16 protein-coding genes are annotated in these 22570 nt (G+C 46.4%); 9 read left to right on the forward strand and 7 right to left on the reverse strand.

From position 1 onward, the window contains the following. Positions 1 to 2064, forward strand: coding sequence for a TonB-dependent receptor (locus tag AC121Z_RS03350; protein ID WP_498126661.1), 2064 nt, complete (start codon positions 1 to 3; stop codon positions 2062 to 2064). 6 nt (positions 2065 to 2070) lie between these two features. Here AC121Z_RS03350 and nspC read toward each other — a convergent pair whose 3' ends face one another. From nspC to AC121Z_RS03370, 4 genes are all read right to left on the reverse strand, one after another. Next, complete coding sequence (gene nspC, locus AC121Z_RS03355; RefSeq protein WP_498126663.1) at positions 2071 to 3207, reverse strand: carboxynorspermidine decarboxylase; 1137 nt, start codon at positions 3205 to 3207, stop codon at positions 2071 to 2073. Positions 3208 to 3219: 12 nt separating this feature from the next. Continuing rightward, positions 3220 to 4419, reverse strand: coding sequence for a saccharopine dehydrogenase family protein (locus AC121Z_RS03360; protein ID WP_498126665.1), 1200 nt, complete (start codon positions 4417 to 4419; stop codon positions 3220 to 3222). A gap of 80 nt (positions 4420 to 4499) precedes the next feature. Further along, positions 4500 to 4898, reverse strand: coding sequence for a hypothetical protein (locus AC121Z_RS03365; protein ID WP_498126667.1), 399 nt, complete (start codon positions 4896 to 4898; stop codon positions 4500 to 4502). A 52-nt stretch (positions 4899 to 4950) separates the two neighbouring features. Further along, positions 4951 to 5859 carry a 1-aminocyclopropane-1-carboxylate deaminase/D-cysteine desulfhydrase gene (locus AC121Z_RS03370; RefSeq protein WP_498126669.1) on the reverse strand — a complete coding sequence of 303 codons (909 nt, stop codon included), beginning with the start codon at positions 5857 to 5859 and terminating at the stop codon, positions 4951 to 4953. Between the two features lie 226 nt (positions 5860 to 6085). Here AC121Z_RS03370 and AC121Z_RS03375 point away from each other — a divergent pair, with 226 nt between their 5' ends. The 4 genes from AC121Z_RS03375 to AC121Z_RS03390 all read left to right on the forward strand — a co-directional run bounded on the left by AC121Z_RS03375 (position 6086) and on the right by AC121Z_RS03390 (position 11755). Then, the gene (locus AC121Z_RS03375) at positions 6086 to 6604 is read left to right on the forward strand and encodes a chalcone isomerase family protein (protein ID WP_498126671.1); all 519 of its coding nucleotides are present in this window, start codon (positions 6086 to 6088) and stop codon (positions 6602 to 6604) included. Positions 6605 to 6710: 106 nt separating this feature from the next. After that, positions 6711 to 7250 carry a DUF3833 domain-containing protein gene (locus AC121Z_RS03380; protein ID WP_498126673.1) on the forward strand — a complete coding sequence of 180 codons (540 nt, stop codon included), beginning with the start codon at positions 6711 to 6713 and terminating at the stop codon, positions 7248 to 7250. A gap of 98 nt (positions 7251 to 7348) precedes the next feature. Then, positions 7349 to 8656: a methyl-accepting chemotaxis protein gene (locus AC121Z_RS03385; RefSeq protein WP_498126675.1), complete on the forward strand. Its 1308-nt coding sequence runs from the start codon at positions 7349 to 7351 to the stop codon at positions 8654 to 8656. Positions 8657 to 8785: 129 nt separating this feature from the next. Beyond that, positions 8786 to 11755 (forward strand): diguanylate cyclase, encoded by a 2970-nt coding sequence (locus tag AC121Z_RS03390; protein ID WP_498126677.1) that lies wholly within the window; start codon positions 8786 to 8788, stop codon positions 11753 to 11755. On the opposite strand, the gene AC121Z_RS03395 is transcribed toward AC121Z_RS03390, so the two are convergent. Beyond that, entirely contained in the window at positions 11742 to 12446 is a 705-nt protein-coding gene (locus AC121Z_RS03395; protein WP_498126679.1) for a response regulator transcription factor, read from the reverse strand. The genes AC121Z_RS03390 and AC121Z_RS03395 overlap by 14 nt on opposite strands. 126 nt (positions 12447 to 12572) lie before the next feature. On the opposite strand from AC121Z_RS03395, the gene AC121Z_RS03400 reads away from it, so the two are divergent. Then, the gene (locus AC121Z_RS03400; protein WP_498126681.1) at positions 12573 to 12968 is read left to right on the forward strand and encodes an MAPEG family protein; all 396 of its coding nucleotides are present in this window, start codon (positions 12573 to 12575) and stop codon (positions 12966 to 12968) included. Positions 12969 to 12987: 19 nt separating this feature from the next. Here AC121Z_RS03400 and aceK read toward each other — a convergent pair whose 3' ends face one another. Further along, entirely contained in the window at positions 12988 to 14697 is a 1710-nt protein-coding gene (gene aceK, locus AC121Z_RS03405) for a bifunctional isocitrate dehydrogenase kinase/phosphatase (RefSeq protein ID WP_498126682.1), read from the reverse strand. Between the two features lie 191 nt (positions 14698 to 14888). On the opposite strand from aceK, the gene AC121Z_RS03410 reads away from it, so the two are divergent. After that, positions 14889 to 15254: a response regulator gene (locus AC121Z_RS03410; RefSeq protein ID WP_100656641.1), complete on the forward strand. Its 366-nt coding sequence runs from the start codon at positions 14889 to 14891 to the stop codon at positions 15252 to 15254. Between the two features lie 103 nt (positions 15255 to 15357). Here the strand turns inward: AC121Z_RS03410 and lacZ are convergent, their stop codons facing one another. Beyond that, complete coding sequence (gene lacZ, locus AC121Z_RS03415) at positions 15358 to 18444, reverse strand: beta-galactosidase, LacZ type (RefSeq protein ID WP_498126685.1); 3087 nt, start codon at positions 18442 to 18444, stop codon at positions 15358 to 15360. A gap of 707 nt (positions 18445 to 19151) precedes the next feature. Here lacZ and thrA point away from each other — a divergent pair. Together thrA and thrB are read left to right on the forward strand one after the other, a co-directional pair. Beyond that, the gene (thrA, locus tag AC121Z_RS03420) at positions 19152 to 21617 is read left to right on the forward strand and encodes a bifunctional aspartate kinase/homoserine dehydrogenase I (RefSeq protein ID WP_498126687.1); all 2466 of its coding nucleotides are present in this window, start codon (positions 19152 to 19154) and stop codon (positions 21615 to 21617) included. Next, on the forward strand, positions 21607 to 22566 hold the full coding sequence (gene thrB, locus AC121Z_RS03425) for a homoserine kinase (RefSeq protein WP_498126689.1): 960 nt from the start codon (positions 21607 to 21609) through the stop codon (positions 22564 to 22566). Before thrA ends, thrB begins: the two co-directional genes overlap by 11 nt. The last annotated feature ends 4 nt before the right edge of the window (positions 22567 to 22570 follow it).

Here is a 22570-nt window from a genome sequence, read left to right on the forward strand (position 1 = left end):
ATGAAACGATATCTGGTCATTCTTTTTCCCCTTTGTTTATTTGCAAGTCAGATTGCTTTTGCTCGATCTGATGCGAACGATATTGAACGGATCACCACGACATCATCGCGTCTCGCAAGCGTCGCAAAAGATCACGCTGGTGCATTAGGTTGGCTGGATGAGCAAGCCCTGGTGATGGTCAACCCTCAGCATATCGAACAGGTACTCAATCGAATTGCGGGGGTTAATCTGCAACGCGGAAATGGCCAAGAATATCTTCCCGCAGTTCGCTCGCCGGTTTTTACTGGGGCTGGTGCGTGCGGTGAGTTACTGACTGCCGAAGATGGAATACCTTTACGCGCGGCGGGCTTCTGTAACATTAATGAGTTACTTGAAGCTGGAACGGAATACGCTCAAGCGATCGAAGTACTCAAAGGGCCGGGTACTGTGGTGTATGGTTCTAATGCGATTCATGGCGTGATTAATGTACTTACACAAGATCCAATAGTAGCACCTGATCAGGTAAAAGCAGAGTGGGGTTCTTACGGATATCAGCGTGGCCAAATATCTGTCGGCAATGATCGCGAAGCGCACGGCTTGGGTATTCAGTTGTCGCTGACGGATGACAATGGATATCGAGATGAAGAAGGCTTATTGCAGCAAAAAATGCATATTCGTTATCGTAATGCTGGCTCACAAACCGACGTGGAAATAGGGATAAGTGCGAGTCATCTGGATCAAGAAACTGCCGGCTATATTGTCGGCTTGGATAGTTATAAAAATACCGAACTTGCGCGCTCGAATGCAAACCCAGAAGCTTTTAGGCAGGCCAGTGCCGTTCGGGGGTGGGCAAAATTTACTAGTGTCGCCAAGCAAGATGTAAGCTGGCAAATTACGCCCTACTTTCGTTGGCAGGATATGACCTTTCTAATGCACTTTTTACCGGGCCAGCCATTGGAAGATAACAGCCAGCAAAGCATCGGCGTATTATCAACGGTGCAGTGGCAACTGCATTCTGATATTGAGTTGCAGGTTGGTGCTGATGCTGAAGCGACTCAAGCGCAGCTACAGCAAACCCAAGCGGAGGCAACGCCAGGGTCTGCCTTTTTACAAGCGACAATACCAGCGGGTAAACAATATGATTATCAGGTCGATGCCACACAACTGGCTGCATTTGCGCAAGTTAACTGGCAAGTGGCTTTAGACTGGCGGGTTACCGTAGGTTTGCGTGCCGAATCGATGCGCTATGACTACGATAACCGTATGGTCAGCGGGCGGGTGGATGAGAACGGTCAAGCATGTAGCTTTGGCGGTTGTCGCTATTCTCGTCCGGATGATCGCAAAGATAACTTCTTTAATCTGACCCCACGAGTATCGTTGTACTATCAAGTTGATCCCAACGCCGCTTGGTATGCGACGGTTGGTCAAGGCTATCGAGCCCCCCAGGCCACCGAACTCTATCGTCTGCAGCGAGCGCAAAGCAGCGCAGACCTAGATAGCGTATCGGCAGTAAATGTGGAAGTCGGTTATCAATATTTTGGCAACGACTGGAATTTACAAACGGCGGTATATGCCATGAATAAAGACAATGTCATTATTCGTGATAGTGATTTTTTTAATCGCAGTGATGCCAAGACTCAGCATAGAGGTATTGAAGTTTCGCTGCGTGTACCGCTGTCGGATACTTGGACGTTAGCGTCTGCACTGAGTTATAACAAGCATTCTTACGCCAGCGATTTCGGCATAGGTGATGTGGTTGGCCAGGATATGGATACCGCGCCGCGATGGCTTGGCGGGGCGCAGCTGGAATGGCAGGTAAGTCCAGCATTACGCGCCGAGCTAGACTGGGAATTCAGCGATGATTATTTCATCGCGCCAGAAAACACCGACCGTTACAATGGCCACCACCTGTTCCATTTACGCGGAGTATGGCAACTCTCGCCACAATTGACGGCGACGTTACAAATCAACAACTTGTTTGATCGGCACTACGCTGAGCGAGGTGATTTTACTTCTTTTAGTGGACCGCGGTATTTCCCCGGCGAGCCACGTAGCGGTCAGTTAGGTGTGCAGTATTATTTTTAACGGGCGTTAAGATAAACGCCCTTTAAAATCTTCGTAATCAAAGGTCCGGATAACATCCAACGTACCATCTTTGCGTAAGATCGCGATTGCGGGATGTTCAACACCATTGAAAAATGTGGTTTTTACCATGGTGTAGTGCATCATATCTTCAAACTGCAGGCGGTCGCCGACCTGTAGCGGCTGTTCAAAACTGTATTCGTCAATCACGTCACCGGCAAGGCAAGAGTTACCACCTAGTTTGTAGCTGTAAGGCTTGTCGCCTGGCTGGCCCGCATGCAAAATGCGAGGCCGATACGGCATCTCAAGTACATCAGGCATATGTGCAGTGGCAGAAATGTCGAGGATCGCAATTTGCTGTTGGTTTTCTACAATATCGACGACTTCAGCAATTAAAGGGCCAGTATCCCAAGCGACAGCTGAGCCCGGCTCCATAATCACTTCTAGATGCGGATACCGGGCTTTAAAATCCTTCAAAGTCGCAATTAGATGCTCGACATTGTAGCCTTGGCGCGTCATTAAGTGCCCGCCGCCTAAATTTAGCCATTTTAATTGCCCAAGCCACGGGGAAAATTTTTCTTCAATCGCTTTCAGGGTGCGTTCGGTCGCAAACGAATCACATTCACATAGGTTATGCACATGGAAGCCATCAATCCCGGTCAGATCTATGCCTCGCAACTGGTCTGCCCGAATGCCGAGACGTGAACCTGGGGCACAGGGATCATACAACGGCGTGTCAGCCTCTTGATTCTCGGGGTTGACACGAAGTCCAACTGACAGTCCCGCCGCTTCTACGCTTGCTTGATGCCGTTGCCATTGCGCGATGCTGTTGAACGAGAGATGATCCACAAGCTCAACCAGAGCCTGCATGTCGGCTTCTTTATAGGCTGGCGAGTAAGCATGCACTTCTCCACCCATTTCATACTTTGCAAGCTTTGCTTCCCAGACTGAGCTGGCTGTTGCACCGTGTAAGTATTGACCGATTTGCTTGAACGCTGACCACATCGAAAAGCCCTTTAGGGCAAGAATGATCTTTACCCCAGATTCAGCTTGCACTCGTTGCATCAGCTGCAAATTGCGTTCGAGTTTCTCTTCTATCAGCACGTAGCACGGTGATGGAATATCGCTGCGAGTGGTCAGGTCCATAGTCATTCCTCGTTAGCGGGCAAATGGGCTGTCACATTCAAGCACATGCCATGGCAGACCATGCTTATTTAACATGTCCATAAATGGGTCAGGATCGAATTGTTCCATATTCCAAACGCCGGGCTGCTTCCAAGTACCGTTCAGCATGAGTGCTGCACCGATCATTGCTGGGACGCCAGTGGTATAGGAAACCGCTTGTGCACCGACTTCCTCAAAGCATGCTGCGTGGTCACAGTTATTATAAATGAAGATGGTTTTTTCCTTACCGTCTTTAACACCGGTAATATAAGTGCCGATACAGGTTTTACCTGTGTAACCTTCTGCTAGTGACCCTGGATTAGGTAACACGGCCTTCAAGAATTCCAATGGCACAATTTTCTGACCTTGGAATTCGATAGGCTCTATGCTGGTCATGCCAATGCCCTCTAAGACTCGTAAATGAGTCAGATAGGCATCGCCAAATGTCATCCAGAATCGCGCTCGCTTGAGGGTCGGGAAGTGCTTAACTATAGACTCCAATTCTTCGTGGAACATTAAATAGGAAGCCCGGACACCGATATTTTGATAATCCAAATCCTCGCGTACACTTAGTGGGTCGGTTTCTTTCCACTCGCCATTTTCAAAATAACGGCCACGTTGGGTGATCTCGCGGATGTTAATTTCTGGATTAAAATTAGTTGCGAACGCTTGACCGTGATCGCCACCATTACAATCAACAATATCTAAGTAATGAATTTCGTCGAAGTAATGTTTTGCCGCATAGGCGGTGTAAACGTTAGTAACACCCGGATCAAATCCAGAACCAAGCAACGCCATGATGCCGGCTTCCTTAAAGCGCTCTTGATATGCCCACTGCCAAGAGTATTCAAACTTGGCTTCATCTTTGGGTTCGTAATTGGCGGTATCCAAATAATCGGTCTTAGTCGCAAGGCATGCATCCATAATGGGCAAGTCTTGGTAGGGTAAGGCGAGGTTGATGACCAAGTCTGGTTTAACCTTGTTGATCAAGGCTTCTACTTCACTCGCGTCATCGGCATCGATGGCGAAAACGGCCTTAACTCGGTCTGCACCAACCTCCTGCTGCAAGGCTTCACATTTTGATACGGTGCGGCTTGCTAAATAAATTTCGTCAAAGTGTTCGCTTAAACGGGCACATTTTTTAACGGTTACCGCGGCTACGCCACCGGCGCCAATAATTAGTACTTTTGCCATAAACTAATATCCTAAAGACTCTCTTTGAATTTGCGCTGAATGCTAGCAGTAAATCACGATCTTGCAAGTGAAGTTATCAGCTAGATCAGTTGTGGCAACCCGAAAGTAATACCACTTTTACTGCGGTTTATCGGGTAAATATACTGGGATGTTTGCTGCTGCGCATTAACAAGTGAGACAACCACAGCTTCTGTGCATGTTTGGTTGCCCTGATATTCTGCCAGATAAACTAGCACACTCCCCGAGTTGTCTCGCTGATAACTTTTCTCAAATAACAACCACTCCAATTGTTCAATGAGATTGCCATTTTCTGCCTCATGATCGGAACAACACACGGATTGGGCTTTGCTGCCGTAGGTCAGTGTTGCAAAAGGATAAAACGAGTTCCCAAGATTCAATAGCAACTTAGCAAAATTTAATGAGCGCTCTACCAATGGTGACAGTTTAGGGGGAGCTGAAGTTGAGCGTGGTTTTCGCATTGGCCTCTCCTCACACATAGTCCGGATTAAACGAATGAACACGCTTATTGGTTCAACGCTTCAGCGGGCGAGCTCCCTGGAGGCCGCCCGTATGCAACAGGGCAAGTTGACTACCGGCGGCATATTGACCACTTTCAACGATATGTTTAAACGCATGGAGTGCCTTACCCGAATATACGGGTTCAAAAGGGATTGCTAATTGTTGCTCCATGTCTTGGCAAAAGTTTCTCAGTTCTTTTGGTGCTTTGGCATACCCATTAAAATGATGTTCATGCGTAAGCGTATACGGAGTTTGAGGTTTTCGGTCGATTAAGCCGGTGACGAGTGATGCCAAATAGTCGGACCCTTTTAATACCGCCACGCCGAGCAATGCTTTCACACAACCCTCACTCATGGCAAGTCCAGCAAGTGTGCCACCACTGGCAACAGGACAAATCAGAAGGTCGATATGTTCCACGATCTCATCATGCAGCAGTTGCATTCCCTGAAGGTAACCTTGTTTACTACCACCTTCAGGGATCACTAAATCTACCTGTAAGCGTTGTTGCAGAGTATGCAGGTACTCGATTTCCGTGCGTTGTCTATACTCGCTTTTAGTTACATAACGGATGTTTGCTCCCCAAGCGTCAATGTCTTGCAACATCGGGGTAGGGGTACTCTCGTAGTCGCCGCGAATAATAGCGTAAAAAGGAATATTCAAACGGTGGCAAATGTAGCCAAGTGCGTGAATATGATTAGAAAACCCGCCGCCAAAACTCGCGACACCCCGTTCGGCAGTAGTCGCGATGTCGACAACTAACGGTTGTAATTTGCGCCACTTGTTGCCCGAAATAACAGGATGGATCAAATCATCGCGTTTGATCCATAGCCCGTATTTATCTGCGTTTCGCCATGTGGGGCATATACGCTGCAGTGGGCTCGGCGTGGCTATCGATAATTGCGAGTGAATAAGCGCGTTCAAAAGTATGCGATTCAGTCAAATCCGGAACTAATTAACTCTGGATTATTCGGCATTTATTCGCTTGTGTATAGGGTTGTATGGCTGATATGTCTGTTTTCTATGTGCTTTAAACCGCCCTAAGTAGCGTTATGCGAGTATCGGGAAATGACAAAAAATTAATCTCTAGAGTTGATCATAGAGAGCAAATCCGCGTAACCACTATAGGGTTTATTAAAAGGAGACTCTTATGCGCGGTCAACGTTGGTTAATTGCCTTATTGCTGCTCCTCGGATTGCATGGAAAAACGATGGCGAATTTACTAATTTCCAATCTCGGATTGGCGGAATATCAATTGGTAGGAGAGGCCAAGTTAGAATATTTCTTTTGGGATGTTTATCGAGCCAAGCTGTATGCGCCCGAAGGTCAATACACTGCAGACCAAGGCTTCGCGTTGGTAATTACTTATCTGCGCGATTTTAAAGGTGAAGACATTGCTGAGCGTTCGGTGAAGGAAATTCGTCAGCAAGGATTTGAAGATACGGAGCGTTTACGGCAGTGGGGCGAGACTATGACGGCATTATTCCCAGATGTACAAGAGGGGCAGTCTATCACTGGCATAGCAGCCGATGGGGTAACCCAATTTTACTTGGATTCGACTCTGCTGGGTTCAGTCGATGATGCTGAGTTTACTCGCCAGTTTTTCAATATCTGGTTAGGTGAGCGCACATCAGAACCTGCTTTGCGGCGCAAACTACTTAACTTGTAGTAACACGCCAACGAGGACGTCAGCCTAACTTTCAAGCGCAAAATAAACCGATGTTTTAGATCATCATGCAACGTTGATATTAATTACTTATTCTATTGGAGGGATTATGTATAAGCTTTTCCGTTTTTCACTTGTCATTGGGGCGCTACTAGCGTTGTCAGGCTGTAGCGTATCGATTGATGGTGAAGATTACAAAAATGTTCAACCGACGTTTGATATTAACAGTTTCTTTAACGGCCAAGTCAGGGCATGGGGGATTGTACAAAACCGCAGTGGTGAAGTGGTTCAGCGCTTCATTGTGAATATCGATGGGCGTATGCAAGACGATGTATTGATCCTCGATGAAACGTTTGATTATGGCGTCGGGGAAGGCCCTGACAGTCGCGTTTGGCGGATCCAGCGCACGTCTAGCGGTGATTATATTGGCAATGCTGGCGATATAGCCGGACCAGCGCAAGGGATCGCGTATGGAAATGCGTTTAATTTCAGTTATGAAATGGACCTACCCGTTGATGGTACCACCTATCGTGTTGCGTTCGATGATTGGTTTTGGGCTTTTGATGAAAATACCATGATGAACCGTAGCTATATTCGAAAGTTTGGTTTGGTCATGGCCGAAGTCACTATTTTTATGCAAAAACAGTAAAGATTTTGCCGCGATATTAAGGGGTTTTATGGATAACTGTAAATGCTGACATATACTTATACCAATAAGGCATTGTTTTTACTGGAGCAGTTTCACTCATGTGGTTTGGTAAACAGCAAGATCAGTTAGATAATCATCCTCAATTAGTAATCGCACAAAGCAATCAAGCGGTTTTAGATGCCCTCGATCGTAATAATGCGATGATATTCTTTACACCCGATGGCATCGTTGAGAAAGTGAATGACAAATTTCTTGCGGTAGTAGGCTATGCCGCAGAGGAGTTGATTGGGCAACATCATCGTAAACTATGCCCAGAAGCCTTGGTTGACTCGCCTGAATACAAGGCGTTTTGGTCAAAGCTGAAAGCCGGTGAAGCATTCTCACAGGAGTGCTTACGAAAAGGTAAAACGGGTGACGATATTTGGTTGGAAGCTACTTATTGTCCGGTTTTTGATGCGCAACAGCAAGTGTTTAAAATCGTAAAGATCGCTTCAGATGTCACCGCGAATGTTAAGGCTAGAACTGCGTCCGAGGCTGTGTTATCGGCATTTGACCGTTCCATGGCAACGATTGAGTTCGACGGAGCAGGAATTATCTTAACTGCGAACGATAATTTTTTAAATGCCACCGGTTATTCGCTAACCGACATACAAGGTCAACATCATCGTTTATTCTGTCCCGATGAATTAGTTAACAGTCAAGAGTACCGTGACTTTTGGCTAGCGTTGGGGCAAGGCGAGTATCAACAGGGCCGTTACCTGCGTAAAGATAAGTCAGGTAATGATCTATGGCTCGAAGCTTCCTACAACCCTATATTTGATATTCATGGCAAGTTGATAAAAATTGTAAAAGTCGCCACAGATATCACTGCAACTATCCAAAAACACAATACAACCGCCGAGCTGGCGCTTAAAACCAGCGTTGAGACCGACGACATTGCCAATGAGGGGGACGAGTGTATCGCAGCAACACTTGAAACCATGGACAAAGCCAAAGCCGAACTTGATGCTTCCGTTGAAAACATTGACAAACTCAGCAAGCAGTCGCAGGAAATAGCGAAAATTGTGAATACTATCCATGAGATCGCGGATCAAACCAACTTATTAGCTCTCAATGCAGCGATTGAGGCGGCTCGGGCCGGTGAACAAGGGCGAGGATTTGCTGTGGTTGCCGATGAAGTGAGACAACTGGCATCGCGCACCTCCTCCTCAACCAGAGAAATTGAAGCAATGGTGCAGGAAAACAATGCATTGACGTCTTCTGCAGTAACAGCAATCAATCATATCCAAGAGCACTCCAATGACAGTCTGACAAAAATCAAAGAAGCTGGGGCGATTATTGCGCGAATAAATAATCGAACCAATGAAATGGTGGATATCATTAGAGATTTATCTGTTGACCGGTAGAGTTTGGCTCACTTTTGTCGTTCAGCTTGCAGATGGTTAAAGCTGGACTATGTTTAATGATGTAGAAGTTAAAACGCGCAGGAACTGACCATATATCCGACCCTTTGCCTCAGGCGTTATTTGTGTGTAGTGACCGTATTCTGTGCATCGCTGGTGTTCGGTGATACGGCCCCTGTTAAAGCCGAAACCCTAAAGATTCCGACGCATTTTCGTCATGTTGGTGTTAGTGACGGACTGTCCCAAGTCACGGTGGCGGATATAGTGCAAGATCGGCAGGGTTTTATCTGGCTAGCAACTCAAAACGGCATAAATCGCTATGACGGTTACAACTTTGCCATCTATAAAAAAGACCGAGTACTCGATGGTTCAGGGCCGATCGGAGAGTTCGCATACAAGCTGCTGCTAGACCCAGAATCTGACGACATTTGGATCGCAACCTCTGGTGGTCTCAGCCGTTACCAATATGCAACAAATTCCTTCAAACATTACCCTCTGCTTGCGAACGATGGCGAGCAGCGCTTTATCGTACCCAGTATAACCGCGGATCAATTTGGCCAAGTATGGGCTGGTACACGGCATGGTTTGTTTCGGTATAACACTGAAACTGACGCCTTTGTATCGATTGATATTCCGATCAGTGCCAGTGCTTGGGTACTCGATGTCAATGCCATAACCCCAGAGCTTGCGCTGGTTGCTACAACGGAAGGCCTATTACTGATTGACCTAACGGCGAAAGTTCCGCCGCAACAAAGTTTACTAGGTATTCAGGTAACCGACATTGAGCGCTTGGAATCGGGAGAGTTTTGGCTCTCTACACTAGAGCGTGGCGTATTGCGGTTAACTGCCCCTGATTTCCGAATTGATGCGTTAGTGCCCTTACATGGATTACCCGACGAATTAACCCGGTCTGGCGTCAATGCGATAAAGCAACTGCGCAACGGCGATATTTGGATAAGCGCAATGACGGGATTACGGATCATGCGTCAAGATGATCCCACTCAAGCGGCCGATTTTTATTACCATAACAAGGGAGCGAGCATCCTTAGTTCTGCGCACATGACTCGTACCTTCGAAAGTCAGTCAGGACTCGTTTGGCAAGGAACTTGGACGGGTGGGTTTTCTATATTTGATCCCAATAGTTTGCAAATAAAATCATTAAATGCAGCCCCCAATACCTGGGTGCGCGGCCTTGCATTTGATGATGCTGAGCGACTTTGGTTTGGCACTACAAACGGCATATGGTATCGAGATGAATCTGGAGTCGTACGCGGACCAATAAAGTTCCCAACACCTGAAAGCATTCAGCAAATAAGTACCGTCACTATTCGGAGTTTGGCATTTGACCAACCAAACCGTCAGTTTTGGGTTGGCACGACAACTGGCATTTATCGTCTTTCTCTAGGGCAACCCCAACTGGAGCCAGCCAGTTTTTTGTCTGATGCGAATGTTTTTCATATTGCTTACGCAAATGGTGAACTTTGGGTCGGAACTTTCAATAGTGGACTGTATCGGATCAATGCACAATCAGGTGCACAGCTGGGTCATTGGGAAGTCGCGACTGTCACTCATGCATTAGCATCTCACCCGGATTTTGTCTTGGCCGGAACCATTGAAGGGTTGTTAATGATAGATAAGAAAACCGGTCAAATTACCAACCTTCACGATGACTCAAGGGTATCAGCACAACGCAGTCCGCGCGTCGTTACTTGGGTCTCTCAAGTTAATGCAACGGAGTTTTTATTGGGGACGCAAGGCTCGGGCATTTATGCAATGTCGATTAAGAGAAATGCTGAAATAGAATTCGAGGCACTTTATCCTGACTCACATTTAGCCTCATTATCGATTGGTGGGATCCAGCTTGATCGAAAAGGTGACATATGGGCCAGTACTACCGAAGGTATTGCACACGTCGATATCAAAACGCAAGAAATCAGTTATTTCAATAAGAAAAACGGGGCATTTTCCGAGGGCTATTATATTAACCATAGTGTTCAAGCGACGAATGGCCAGTTGGTTTTCGCTGGTCCACGTGGGATTAGTCATTTTTATCCCGACGAAATCGGCGTTTCGCAATGGCAGCCTAATGTGGTGTTAACGAATTTATTGGTCTTGAATAAACCGGTAATCGCGAACTTGGATAATGCTGAAATAAGCATATTGAATGCACCTATTCATATTGCTAGACGCATCAACCTAGCCCACAGCGATAATGTATTTAGTATTGAATTTAGTGCTTTAGATTTCGCCGCACCCGAAACCAATCAATATGCATTTAAATTGGATGGTTTTGATCAAGACTGGAACACTGCAATCGCGCGTCATCGGGTTGCAACATATACAAACTTGGACCCGGGCCGCTATCGCTTACACGTGCGGGGAACTAACAAAGATGGCGTTTGGAGTGAGAATCAAGCCAGTATTGAGATTGTGGTGACTCCCCCTTGGTATTGGAATACCTGGTCACAAGTGTTGTGGGTATTATTGACGCTGCTAACAATCACTGCCATTTACAAGTGGCGGGTCTGGGATCTGCAAAAACGTTCAGAAAAGTTGAAGCGCTTAGTTGAAAAACGAACGCAAGATTTGGAAGACAGTAACCGGAAATTAATGCGTTTATCGTCAACCGATGAACTTACCGGCTTGCGCAATCGACGTGACTTTCGCGCTCATGCTGAGCTTGAATTGGATCGTTTCAAACGTTTGAGTGTGCCGTTTTCTATTTTGATGATTGATATCGACCACTTCAAACAAATTAATGACACAATGGGTCACGCCTGCGGTGATCGTGTATTAGTAGCATGCGCGCAGGTTATGAGCCAATTAGTCCGCAAGCATGATCTTTTGGCGCGCTGGGGCGGAGAGGAATTTATCTTGCTTGCGGTAAATACTGACTTGACAGCGGCAGTTGCGACAGCAAATAAAATTCGTCAAGCGATGCAGGGACTTGAAGTTAATTTCGAACAGCAGGTAGTAAAGGTTACGTTAACCATTGGGGTTAGTGAGATCAAGCCTGGGCAAACGTTGGACGAATGCATTAATGTTGCCGATCATCATTTGTATGAGGGTAAGCGCAAAGGCCGAGATACTACGTCGTATTAGTTTCGGTTTCAGCGTGTAACCGATACCCAGCACCCCGCACAGTTTCAATCATAGTATGCGCGAAACCTTTATCAATTTTGTTGCGTAAACGGCTAATATGCACATCAATAATGTTGGTTTGTGGATCAAAGTTATAATCCCACACGTGTTCAAGTAACATAGAACGGGTTATTATTTTATTTGGGTTGCGCATCAAAAACTCGAGTAACCGAAACTCACGGGCTTTTAACACAAAGCTTTCATTTTCACGCGTGACTTCTCGATTGAGCAGATCAAGTCTAAGATCGCCAATTGCTAGCGTGGTTTCCGGAACAGTAACTGTTGGATTTTTGCCATGGCGTTGAACCAGTATTTCCAGGCGCGCCAGCAATTCTTCAAAAGCAAAAGGCTTGGTAAGGTAGTCATCAGCGCCTGCGCGCAAGCCGGAAACGCGGTCATCAACTTTGCTTTGGGCACTTAATATCAGCACAGGCAGATCGTTATAAGTTTGTCGAACCTCTTGTAAAACCGCCAATCCGTCAAGTTTAGGTAACATGCGATCTAAAATAACCGCGGCAAATTGCTCCGTCGCCAATGCCTGCAAGCCAGCTTCTCCATCTCGACACACAGTGCAGTCATGCCCATGTGCTTGTAAGCCATGCTGTATGTATTGGCTTACCGCATTATCGTCTTCAATGATTAAACAATTCATAGGAGTCGGTATCGAAAGTTTTGCCATTCATACGTGGGCGTAGTTAAATTTAGATTAGTTTATTTACATGACAAATTTTTCATCCAGGTTATTTACCAGACCAGAAAAACAATAGAGGACGCTACTATGGCGGTTATGCTAATTTGCTTGTTAATTACCCTTATTTTACCTATCGTGGCCAAAGCTCCCGTTGCCTTAGCCATGCACCAGTTGGCAGGCTATGATAACCGGCATCCGCGCGAGCAGCAGTCCCAACTGCACGGATTCGGCGCGCGCGCACTCGCGGCACACAAAAACAGTTTTGAAGCTATCGCCTATTTCACCCCTGCGGCAGTGACTGTCATTGCCCTTGGGGCAATCGATGACACCGCTAAGCTGTTAGCCGTTGGTTTTGTCGCAAGCCGATTAATCTATTTGCTGTGTTATTGGTTTAATTGGCACGTTTTGCGGAGTATCTTCTGGGTGCTTGGCTTTGCTTGCGCAATCACTTTGTTAGTTCGTTTGCTAATGGCCTTTGGTTAAAACAAGCCGCAATCAAAAGCTAGCGAGTAAAACGTCGGCTAGGCGGGTAAGGGGAGAAATTTTGGATGGCTCCAGTTGCAGTAATGCGCTGTACCTCTTGCCAATACTCTGGAGTCATTAGATCCCCATGCAATTCTTTTAAAATATCTTTAAATTGTTTTTTGCCAACGATGAAATGTTCAAATTGTTCAGGAAAAACATCGTTAGGCGCTACAGAAAGAGTATCCAATACGTAGGGATCATCAGATTTCGGCAAAGCTCTAAAGTTGCGCTCATGCATGAAACAAATTTCGTCATAGTCGTAAAATACAACTCGGCCATGCTTAGTAATGCCAAAATTCTTGTGTAACATATCGCCGGGGAAAATATTGGCGAGCGCAATTTGTTTAATGCAGGTACCCAATTCATCAATAGCATTGCGGATCTTTTCTGGGTCGGTTTCTTGCTGTAGATAAAGGTTAAGCGGGATCATCTTGCGCTCAATATAGAGATGCTTAATGATCACCTCGTTATCGGTTAGTTCTATGCTGGAATGGCAAGTTTCGAGCAGCTCGTCGATCAGCTCAGGCTCCATGCGTGCGCGCGGAAAACGAAAATTCACATATTCGTGAGTGTCGGCCATACGTCCAACTCTGTCTGAGGTTTTTACCAGCCGATAGCAATCTTTTACGTGGTCTCGAGTGATTTTTTTGCTTTCTGCAAATTCGTCTTTGATGATTTTAAACACCACGCCGTAAGAAGGTAAATGGAAGACGGCCATGACCAACCCGCGGATACCGGGAGCAATACAGAAGTTGTCGTTACTTTGCTGCAAATGTTCAAGAAAATTCCGATAAAATACGGTTTTTCCATGCTTATAAAAACCCAAGGCCATATACAATTCGAATTGCTTTTTATTGGGGAGTAATTCTTGCAAAAATGCGACAACTTCGGCCGGGAATTGGGTATCGGCCATAAAATAGGAACGAGCAAAGCCAAATATGACGCTCAAGTCTTTGCGTTCAGTGAGCAGCGCATCAACGAAAATCTGTTGTGAGTCATTGGTTTGCAGCGCAAGTACGAATGGTAGAGTATCATCCGGCATACAAATACGGCCGATCAAATAGGCAGCCTTACCGCGATAGAATACCGGCTTTAGTAACTCTACGGCAGTAACACTGGCTAATTGTGCTCGATTTAAACGACGCCGCAGTGCACTGTCCATGAGCTGCAAATCGCGTTCCTGATCCTCAAAATCAATGTTAAAGCGGTAAGTGTGCAAGATTGATTCGAACATTGCCCGCACGGTACCGGTGGTATCAAAACTGTTCACCACATGGGCCCGGTCATGGCCCGGCAGAAAGCAGCGACTGGGTAAAACAAACATAATGCTTTCGTCGATTTGACGATGCCGGAAGACCCGACCTATCACCGAGTTGTAAAAGGTTTCTGCAAGTTCGTACTGTGGATGATGGTCGAGTAACAGTAAAAAGTGTTGCTTAAGTTGCTGCCAAAAGAGAAGATCCTGATGATGAACGTGAATTTGTTGATAGATCTCACTGACCACATCAGACAAACTCTGTTCATAAATACTGATCCGCTCTTTCACGGCTTGCTGCGTGGCGGCCCACTGACCCTGCTCAAAGCGTGTTTGCGCGCCCCGTGTGATGCGGGTGTACCAACGGTAATTCTTATCGAACCCATTGAGGATTTGATAGGCGACTCTCGCGCCTATTTTTTGTGCTTGCATTGCCTTCTCATTAACGTTGGCATTTTGTCATTTCAACACAGCTAGTGTAGTTTAGGGGGGACTGGAGGGGAATACTTTTCTTTTCGCAACATATCGGGTATTTTAAGACCAATTTGTTGAATTTTGCCTAGTTTGGCTCAATAAAAACTTACCCTAACGCTGTTCATAAGAATAATAATAGAGGACCTGTTATGGCGTTTCCCGTACTCATTTGTGATGATTCATCGCTCGCCCGCAAAATGGTTAAACGTTGCTTACCAGAGCCTTTGGCAGAGCAAGTGTTTACTGCGGATAATGGAGAGCAAGCGCTGGAAATCTTAGAGCAGCGACCCATTAGCCTTTTGTTCTTAGATTTAACCATGCCCTTTATGGATGGTGTTGAGGTACTTAAGCAGATCAAACAAAAGTCACTTGAAGTCTTTGTTATTGTGGTGTCAGGTGATATCCAGCCGCAAATGCAGGAACGCGTATTATCACTGGGAGCATTAGATTTTATTACCAAACCGGTAGACTCAGCGCGTTTGCACATGACCTTACAGCGCTTTGGTTTGTATTAGCTCAGTTGATGACCAAATAATGCATAAAAAAGGCACCTCAGGTGCCTTTTTTGCGTTATCTCTTGGGACGACCTCAGAATTAATTGTTTGTTTAACTTAAGTGCTACTCAGAACCAGAAAAGGGCTCGATCTTGATTGCATAGCGATAATCACGCCAAGGCAGTCGATATTTCAACAGCGGCGGGGTACCCCATGAGTCAGTGCCGCCAATACCGCGCTGACGAAAATCAATGTTTACAAAAATATTCTCATAAACGGGAATCTCATGGGGATGTAAGCCCTGCTTACTGAATTGATCGTAATCGTAGAGATCGGTATGCGCAGCATTAAACCCTAGCGTTGGAGAGCCATAGATACGCAGCCCTTGTTTATCAGAATTAGTGAAACTGACCCAATAAACCCCGCTGCGGTGACCATTTTCCTGTGGCCGCACATAATCATACTTGAGCTCATCGACGCTGCTTTGATAACGCCCAATGAGCGCTGAAGTGTTGCGGTCCACGTAATTTTCATGTGGCCCTCGGCCAAACCAGTCTACGGTTGCAAACTCGGAGGCAAGCTCAAAGCGATGGCCAATACGCGGTAGTTCCGGAAAGAATCGGTGCGGAGCCGCATAAAACCAAACATTAATATCCACACTACCATCAGTTTGAAAAACATAGGTTGTCTGATAGCGACTTTCAACATCGGGCAGGGTGTGTTCAGTAAACACTTTGAGTGTACCACTCGAGGAATCATCTATGCTCAATTGGCGAAGTTCAGCGTTTTTGCCCGCAAATTGCCACACTTTTGCTTTGTTTGGGAGATCTTCGCCAAAGTCATTATCGGTTGGAGCTCGCCAGAAGTGAGGCATAATCGGTGACTTTAATAATGCGTGATTAGTGACACTCACTTGTTCAATCCAGCCGCTGGTTTTGTTCAGCCGATATACGGTTCCGTTAGCGGCTTGAATGCTCAAGTTTGTTTCATCATCTACAAGGCTTAGCTGCGCGGAAGTTGTTGGGTTTGACGGCGTTTTCGCCGCCATGAAAGGCATAGGGAACTGTGCTTGTGCGACAATATGGCCAGCAGGAAGCAGGGGCGTTGCGGTTTTTAAGGTAAATGTGAGACTAAGAAAATCCCTTTCACCGGTCAAAATAGCGGGTAATGAAAGCGTGTAAGATTTGTTGGTTTGTGGCTTAATGCCCGTCAAATCTAAGGTGCCTGAAACGATGGGGTGACCATTCCGTTCATAGCGCCAAGTCGCTTCAATATTATCCAAATTTTGGAAAAAATTTTCATTAAAAATCTCAATGTGGCCACTATTTAGGTTTGCTGCACTGACCTGAATGGGTTGATAGACATGTTTAACTTCATGTGCATGGGGGTGCAGCGAACGGTCGGCAGCGAGTAAACCATTGGCTGAAAAATTACCGTCATGGTAGGCTCCTTCGGGCTCAAAATCGCCGCCGTAGCCATAAAATGCGGTACCATCTTGAGCGTGTGTGAGAATGGTTTGGTCGACCCAGTCCCAGATAAAACCACCTTGTAATAACGGATACTTGCGGATCAGTTCCCAATAATCATTAAGGTTGCCCACCGAGTTTCCCATTGCATGTTCATACTCGCATAAAATCATGGGTCGGGTTTCGCCCATTAACGCGTAGTGCTCCATTAATTCGACGCTGGCGTACATCTGTGCATACATGTCGGTGTGAGCCCTAAGCTGTGCTTGCTCGGCCATAATGGGTAAGGATGAACGTTCCTTTAACCAGTGATAAAGAATTTCAGTGTTTGCGCCGTCACCGGATTCATTGCCGAGTGACCAAATTACAACTGACGCATGGTTCTTACTGCGCTCGTACATGCTACGTACTCGGTCAATGTATGCCTCTTGCCAATTCGGCAGGTTAACCATATGGGCGTCAGGATCATAAAAGTGGCCTTGATTGGCGGCTCCAATTCCATGGGACTCAATATTAGCCTCGTCGACCACATACAGACCAAATTCGTCAGCCAAGTCATACCAATACGGGTGATTCGGATAGTGAGAGTTCCGCACTGCATTAATATTGAGTTGCTTCATCAGCGCGATGTCCCGGCGCATTGATTCGGCTGTAATAACGTGACCAGTTTGAGGATCATGTTCGTGGCGGTTAACGCCCTTAAATAGCACGGGTTGGCCATTGATCAATATATTCCCGTTCCGTAATTCGCTAGTACGAAAGCCTATGCGTTGCCAAGTATGTTGTATCGCTTGTTGATTGGCATCCAGCAAAACCGTTTTGAGGTTATATAAGTTCGGCGCTTCGGCACTCCAACGGGCAACGTTATTGATTTGGGTTTGGGCGCGAACCGCAGCCGTTTGGTGTGACCATTGGATTGCCGCGGTATGTTGCCAAACAGCCTTTTCACTACTATCGGTAAGGGTATATTGCACCGCAACCGCTGCGGGCTTTTTTGTGTGGGCTTGCAGCGTAGTAGCAATGCTAAGGAGGCCGTCTTGATAATTATTGGTCAAGGTTGCATCCACTTGAATATCTTGCAGCCGTGTTTGTGGGGTTGCGTACAGGTAAACTTCCCGCTCAATACCGCTTAAGCGCCACATGTCCTGTAGCTCTAGAAACGTTCCATCGGACCATTTGATCACTTTCAATGCAAGCGTGTTCTGACCGGCTTGCAAGGCGCTGGTGATATTAAATTCCGCCGCGGTTTTTGAATCCTCAGCGTAGCCTATATATTGGCCATTGACCCACAGATAAAATGCCGATTTTACTGCGCCCAAATGAATGAATACCTGTTGTTCTTGCCAGTCCGAGGGTAGCTCAAATTGTTTACGGTATAGTCCGGTAGGATTGTTGTCGCTAGGCAATTCGCCGGCGACCGGTGCCGCGCTGTGGGCCATGCGCATATTGATGTAATTAGGATAACCCACACCGTGCATTTCCCAATTCCCCGGGACGGGCATTGTTGTCCATTGGCTAGTATCGAAACCGGAACTGATAAAATCTAAATTATCAGCCTCCGGATGCGGAAGTAACTTGAAAGCCCAGTCACCATCCAACAATAGATAGTTGTCATACTCCCAAGGAAACGCAGTGTAGGTGTCAGGTTCCGTAGAGAAGACATGAAAATTTGCGCGCGCGGGCTCCTTATTGACAGCGACGATTTGTGGGTTTTGCCACTCGGCGGCAAACGAAGATGTTGACATGATTACGACTCCGCAGAACAACGCAATTCGTTGTAATTGAGATTGGATGAAAATCATTGGATTAATTTGTCTGTTTTATATGATTTATAAGGTAGGGGAGTTTGAGCGGGCTTGCAATGTGTTTTATCGCAAGCCAGGCGTAGAGCTGTGAGATTGCCTAGCAAGCGGCTGACGCGCAACCGGACATGTTGCATTGCAAACGGTGTGCGCCAGCACATTAACTTTTTGTTTGCAACAGTAGGTCCAATAACTTTCACATCGGTTGGAACCTCGGCTGAGGGGCTCGCATTAGGAACCGTAATCGGATAAGACTTAAAATACATTGGGATGCTAACCCGCGGGATATACCTTGAATTTTCGCGGGTGGTTTATCTATTTATGGGAACTTTATTGTGCCAACGTGCCGGAGAATGCAGCGTCTGCAATCCATTGTGTGTTGAACCTAAGGGTGACTTTGATACAGTAAGTAACAAGGCTCGGTGGCGGCACGTAAGTTTGCAAATGTAGTTATTTTGAAAAACAGTATTGACATCTAGACGTCTATACGTCACATTGCACCCATGAAAACAATTATTAGCACTACCGGCATGATGACAACCACCTTTTTAAGGGCGGACGTTGGCTAGTGCATATAGCTAATTCAACGAAAGCCCGCTTAAAACAAGCGGGTTTTTTTTTGCGGTGAGAACAGGTAAGGAGATTAGGCAATGAAGGTTATGAAGTTTGGTGGGTCATCTCTAGCGGATGCGCAACGCTACTTAAATGTAGTGGAAATTAGCCGTCAAGCTCATGTAACCGAAGGAGCCGCAGTAGTTCTGTCAGCACCCAAAGGGGTGACTAATGCTCTATCGTTACTGTGCGATGAAGCTGCTGAAAGTCGTGATTTTGGTGAACTATTTGCCAAGCTAGAAATGACCTTAAACAGTATTGCCACTGAGTTACATGCCGCCCAACCTAACTTTGACTTAGAGCAAGTGTCTGCCTTTATCAACGAACGTTTGTCGTCACTAGCGGCGCAGTTGGAAGGGGTAAGATTATTAGGTATGGCTCCGCCGGCAGTAACTGCCGGTATCCTAAGTATCGGCGAGTATGTCAGCGTGACTCTGTTTAGCTATCTGCTCAGCGCATCTGGTATTAAAAATCGTGTGATTGATCCTGTGCAATATGTGCTTGCTGAAGGTGACTATTTAGATAGTGTAGCTGATTTGCAGGCAAGTCGGGCGCGCTTTGCAGATGTGCCTACGGATGGCTCAGAATTATTGATCATGCCGGGGTTCGTTGCGGCTAATAGTTGTGGCGAGAAGGTTACTCTTGGCCGCAATGGTTCGGATTATTCCGCGGCTATCTTAGCGGCCTGCATCAATGCGCAATGTTGTGAAATTTGGACCGATGTTGACGGCGTATACAATGCTGACCCGAATCAAGTGGACGGTGCGGTATTGCTGGATAAATTGACTTATCAGGAAGCGATGGAATTGTCCTACTTCGGTGCCAAGGTATTGCACCCGAAGACGATTGGTCCGATTGCTCAGTTTCATATTCCTTGCTGGATAAAAAACACCCTTAATCCTTCGGCTTTAGGCACCTTGATCAGTGCTGAGCCCAGTACTAAATGGACCAGTGTGAAGGGGATTTCTCAGCTTGATGATATGGCCATGTTTAATGTTGCTGGGCCAGGTATGAAAGGGATGGTCGGTATGGCCAGTCGGGTGTTTGAGGTCTTAGCCCATGCGAATATTTCGATTTGTTTAATTACTCAATCTTCAAGTGAGTACAGCATTAGTTTCTGTATCCATGAAAAAGATGCAACCAAAGCCTTGGATGTGCTGGAAGACGCTTTTGCACTGGAGCTATCAAATCAACTGCTTGACCCGATTGAAGTGCGTAGGGGGCTTGCGATAGTTACACTTGTCGGTGATGGAATGCGTCACCAAAAAGGCTTAGCGGCGCGCTTTTTCGCTGCACTCGCACAAGCTCGAGTGAACAATGTTGCGATTGCTCAGGGCTCTTCCGAACGTTCTATTTCGACCGTCATTGAAGGTCGCAAGGGTAAAAAAGCTGTGAAGGTTATTCATCAAAACTTCTTTTCTAATTCACACACCATTGATGTATTTCTGATTGGGTGCGGCACAGTTGGCGGTGCATTGCTTGCCCAAATAGAGCGGCAGCAAGCGCAGCTGTTAGCGCGCAACGTACGCTTGACAGTTTATGGCATTGCCAATAGCCGAAAAATCTTACTTGATCCTTTAGGTATTGATCTCAACAATGGCTGGAAGGACCGCTTAGCAGGGGCTGAGCAAGCCTTCTCAGCGGCAACGATCAGTGATTTTGTGTCCGATAACGCGCTGGTAAACCCTGTCATTGTTGACTGTACGAGCAGTGATTCAGTCGCGGATATGTATTTAGGTCTTTTAGAAAGTGGATTTCACGTCGTGACGCCAAATAAGAAAGCCAATACAAAATCTCTCAAGTACTATCACCAACTGCACGATGTGGCCCAGTTGACGAGTCGCCAATACTTGTATGAAGCGACTGTCGGTGCTGGCTTGCCGGTTATTGATAATTTACAAAAGTTGTTGAGTGCAGGCGATAGCCTAGTACGGTTCGAAGGAATACTTTCCGGTTCTTTATCATACGTGTTTGGAGAATTGGAAGCTGGGAAAACACTTTCAGAAGCAACTAAAATAGCCCGTGAGAAGGGGTATACTGAGCCTGACCCGAGAGATGATTTAAGCGGTATGGACGTGGCGCGTAAATTGTTAATCATGGCGCGCGAAGCGAATATGAAGTTAGAGTTGACGGATATACAAATCGAGTCAGTATTGCCAGCAGAATTTGATGCGTCAGGCTCGGTAGAAACGTTTCTGCTCAATTTGCCAGCGTTAGATGCTGAATTTTCTAAGCGGGTTGAGGCAGCTAAATCAGCCGGTAAGGTATTACGGTATGTGGGTTCGATTAGCGATGGAAAATGCAAAGTTAGTATTGAAGAGGTGCCGTTGGAGCACCCGTTAGCGGCGGTAAAAGATGGTGAAAATGCGTTAGCGATTCATAGTGCCTATTATCAGCCGATTCCCTATGTTATAAGGGGTTATGGAGCAGGCGCTACGGTTACGGCCGCAGGCGTTTTTGCAGATATTTTAAGAACCATGCCATGGAAACAAGATGTCCAGTAGTTATTCTGTGCCGGTAACGGCCTATTCGCCCGCATCAATTGGTAATATTAGCCTTGGTTTTGACATATTGGGGGCGGCAATAGAGCCTATCGACGGTACTCCTTTGGGCGATAGTGTGCGGGTGGAACGTGCAGCGCAAACCCACTTGACGGTGTCAGGTAAGTTTGCTGATCGATTGCCTGGCGCGATGCAAGATAATATTGTCATGCAATGTTATCACTATTATGCAGAGCAACTCGCCAAACAAGGAGAGTCGCTGCCACCGTTGGCATTACATCTAGAAAAACGATTACCCATCGGCAGCGGCTTAGGCAGCAGCGCGGCATCAATTGTTGCGGGATTGTATGCTTTAAACGAGTTTATGGAGCAGAAGTTTTCAGCTGATCAATTGCTCAATATGATGGCCGAATTAGAGGGGCGGATCAGTGGTAGTGTGCACTATGACAACGTGGCCCCGGCATATTTGGGCGGTATTACGCTAATGACCGGAGAGGACACGGCACCTTGTCGGGTTTTACCTAATCTGACGCAATGGTACTGGGTGGTCTGTTACTCTGGTTTATCCGTGTCGACTGCCGCTGCAAGAGAAATTTTACCTGACCAATATCCGCGTGCTGATGTATTGACCTTTGGGCGCCAGGTCGGTGTGTTTATCGATGCTTTACATCGCCAAGATGCTGTAACCGCAGCGAGTGTTATTCATGATGTGATTGCAGAGCCCTGGCGCAAGCAGCTGTTACCCGGATTTGATGCTGCACGGGAAGCCACGCTAGCACTGGGTGGGTTAGCTTTCGGTATCTCAGGGTCTGGTCCTACGGTGTTTTGTGTCAGTGATGAACTTAGTAAAGCTGAAAACATCAAAACATATTTAGAACAACATTATGTGCAAAACGACGATGGATTTAGTCATATCTGCACGGTTCCCGCGAGCGGGGCAAGAACAGAATAATAGT

The organism is Alteromonas sp. DYW1 (assembly GCF_059752595.1).

Excerpts from the sequence above, each read along its gene's own strand:
- AC121Z_RS03360 (WP_498126665.1), bottom strand. The coding sequence starts at position 4,419 with ATGGCAAAAGTACTAATTATTGGCGCCGGTGGCGTAGCCGCGGTAACC.
- AC121Z_RS03365 (WP_498126667.1), bottom strand. The coding sequence starts at position 4,898 with ATGCGAAAACCACGCTCAACTTCAGCTCCCCCTAAACTGTCACCATTG.
- AC121Z_RS03395 (WP_498126679.1), bottom strand. The coding sequence starts at position 12,446 with ATGAATTGTTTAATCATTGAAGACGATAATGCGGTAAGCCAATACATA.
- AC121Z_RS03400 (WP_498126681.1), top strand. The coding sequence starts at position 12,573 with ATGGCGGTTATGCTAATTTGCTTGTTAATTACCCTTATTTTACCTATC.
- AC121Z_RS03410 (WP_100656641.1), top strand. The coding sequence starts at position 14,889 with ATGGCGTTTCCCGTACTCATTTGTGATGATTCATCGCTCGCCCGCAAA.
- AC121Z_RS03375 (WP_498126671.1), top strand. The coding sequence starts at position 6,086 with ATGCGCGGTCAACGTTGGTTAATTGCCTTATTGCTGCTCCTCGGATTG.
- aceK (WP_498126682.1), bottom strand. The coding sequence starts at position 14,697 with ATGCAAGCACAAAAAATAGGCGCGAGAGTCGCCTATCAAATCCTCAAT.
- nspC (WP_498126663.1), bottom strand. The coding sequence starts at position 3,207 with ATGGACCTGACCACTCGCAGCGATATTCCATCACCGTGCTACGTGCTG.
- thrA (WP_498126687.1), top strand. The coding sequence starts at position 19,152 with ATGAAGGTTATGAAGTTTGGTGGGTCATCTCTAGCGGATGCGCAACGC.
- AC121Z_RS03385 (WP_498126675.1), top strand. The coding sequence starts at position 7,349 with ATGTGGTTTGGTAAACAGCAAGATCAGTTAGATAATCATCCTCAATTA.
- AC121Z_RS03350 (WP_498126661.1), top strand. The coding sequence starts at position 1 with ATGAAACGATATCTGGTCATTCTTTTTCCCCTTTGTTTATTTGCAAGT.
- lacZ (WP_498126685.1), bottom strand. The coding sequence starts at position 18,444 with ATGTCAACATCTTCGTTTGCCGCCGAGTGGCAAAACCCACAAATCGTC.
- thrB (WP_498126689.1), top strand. The coding sequence starts at position 21,607 with ATGTCCAGTAGTTATTCTGTGCCGGTAACGGCCTATTCGCCCGCATCA.
- AC121Z_RS03380 (WP_498126673.1), top strand. The coding sequence starts at position 6,711 with ATGTATAAGCTTTTCCGTTTTTCACTTGTCATTGGGGCGCTACTAGCG.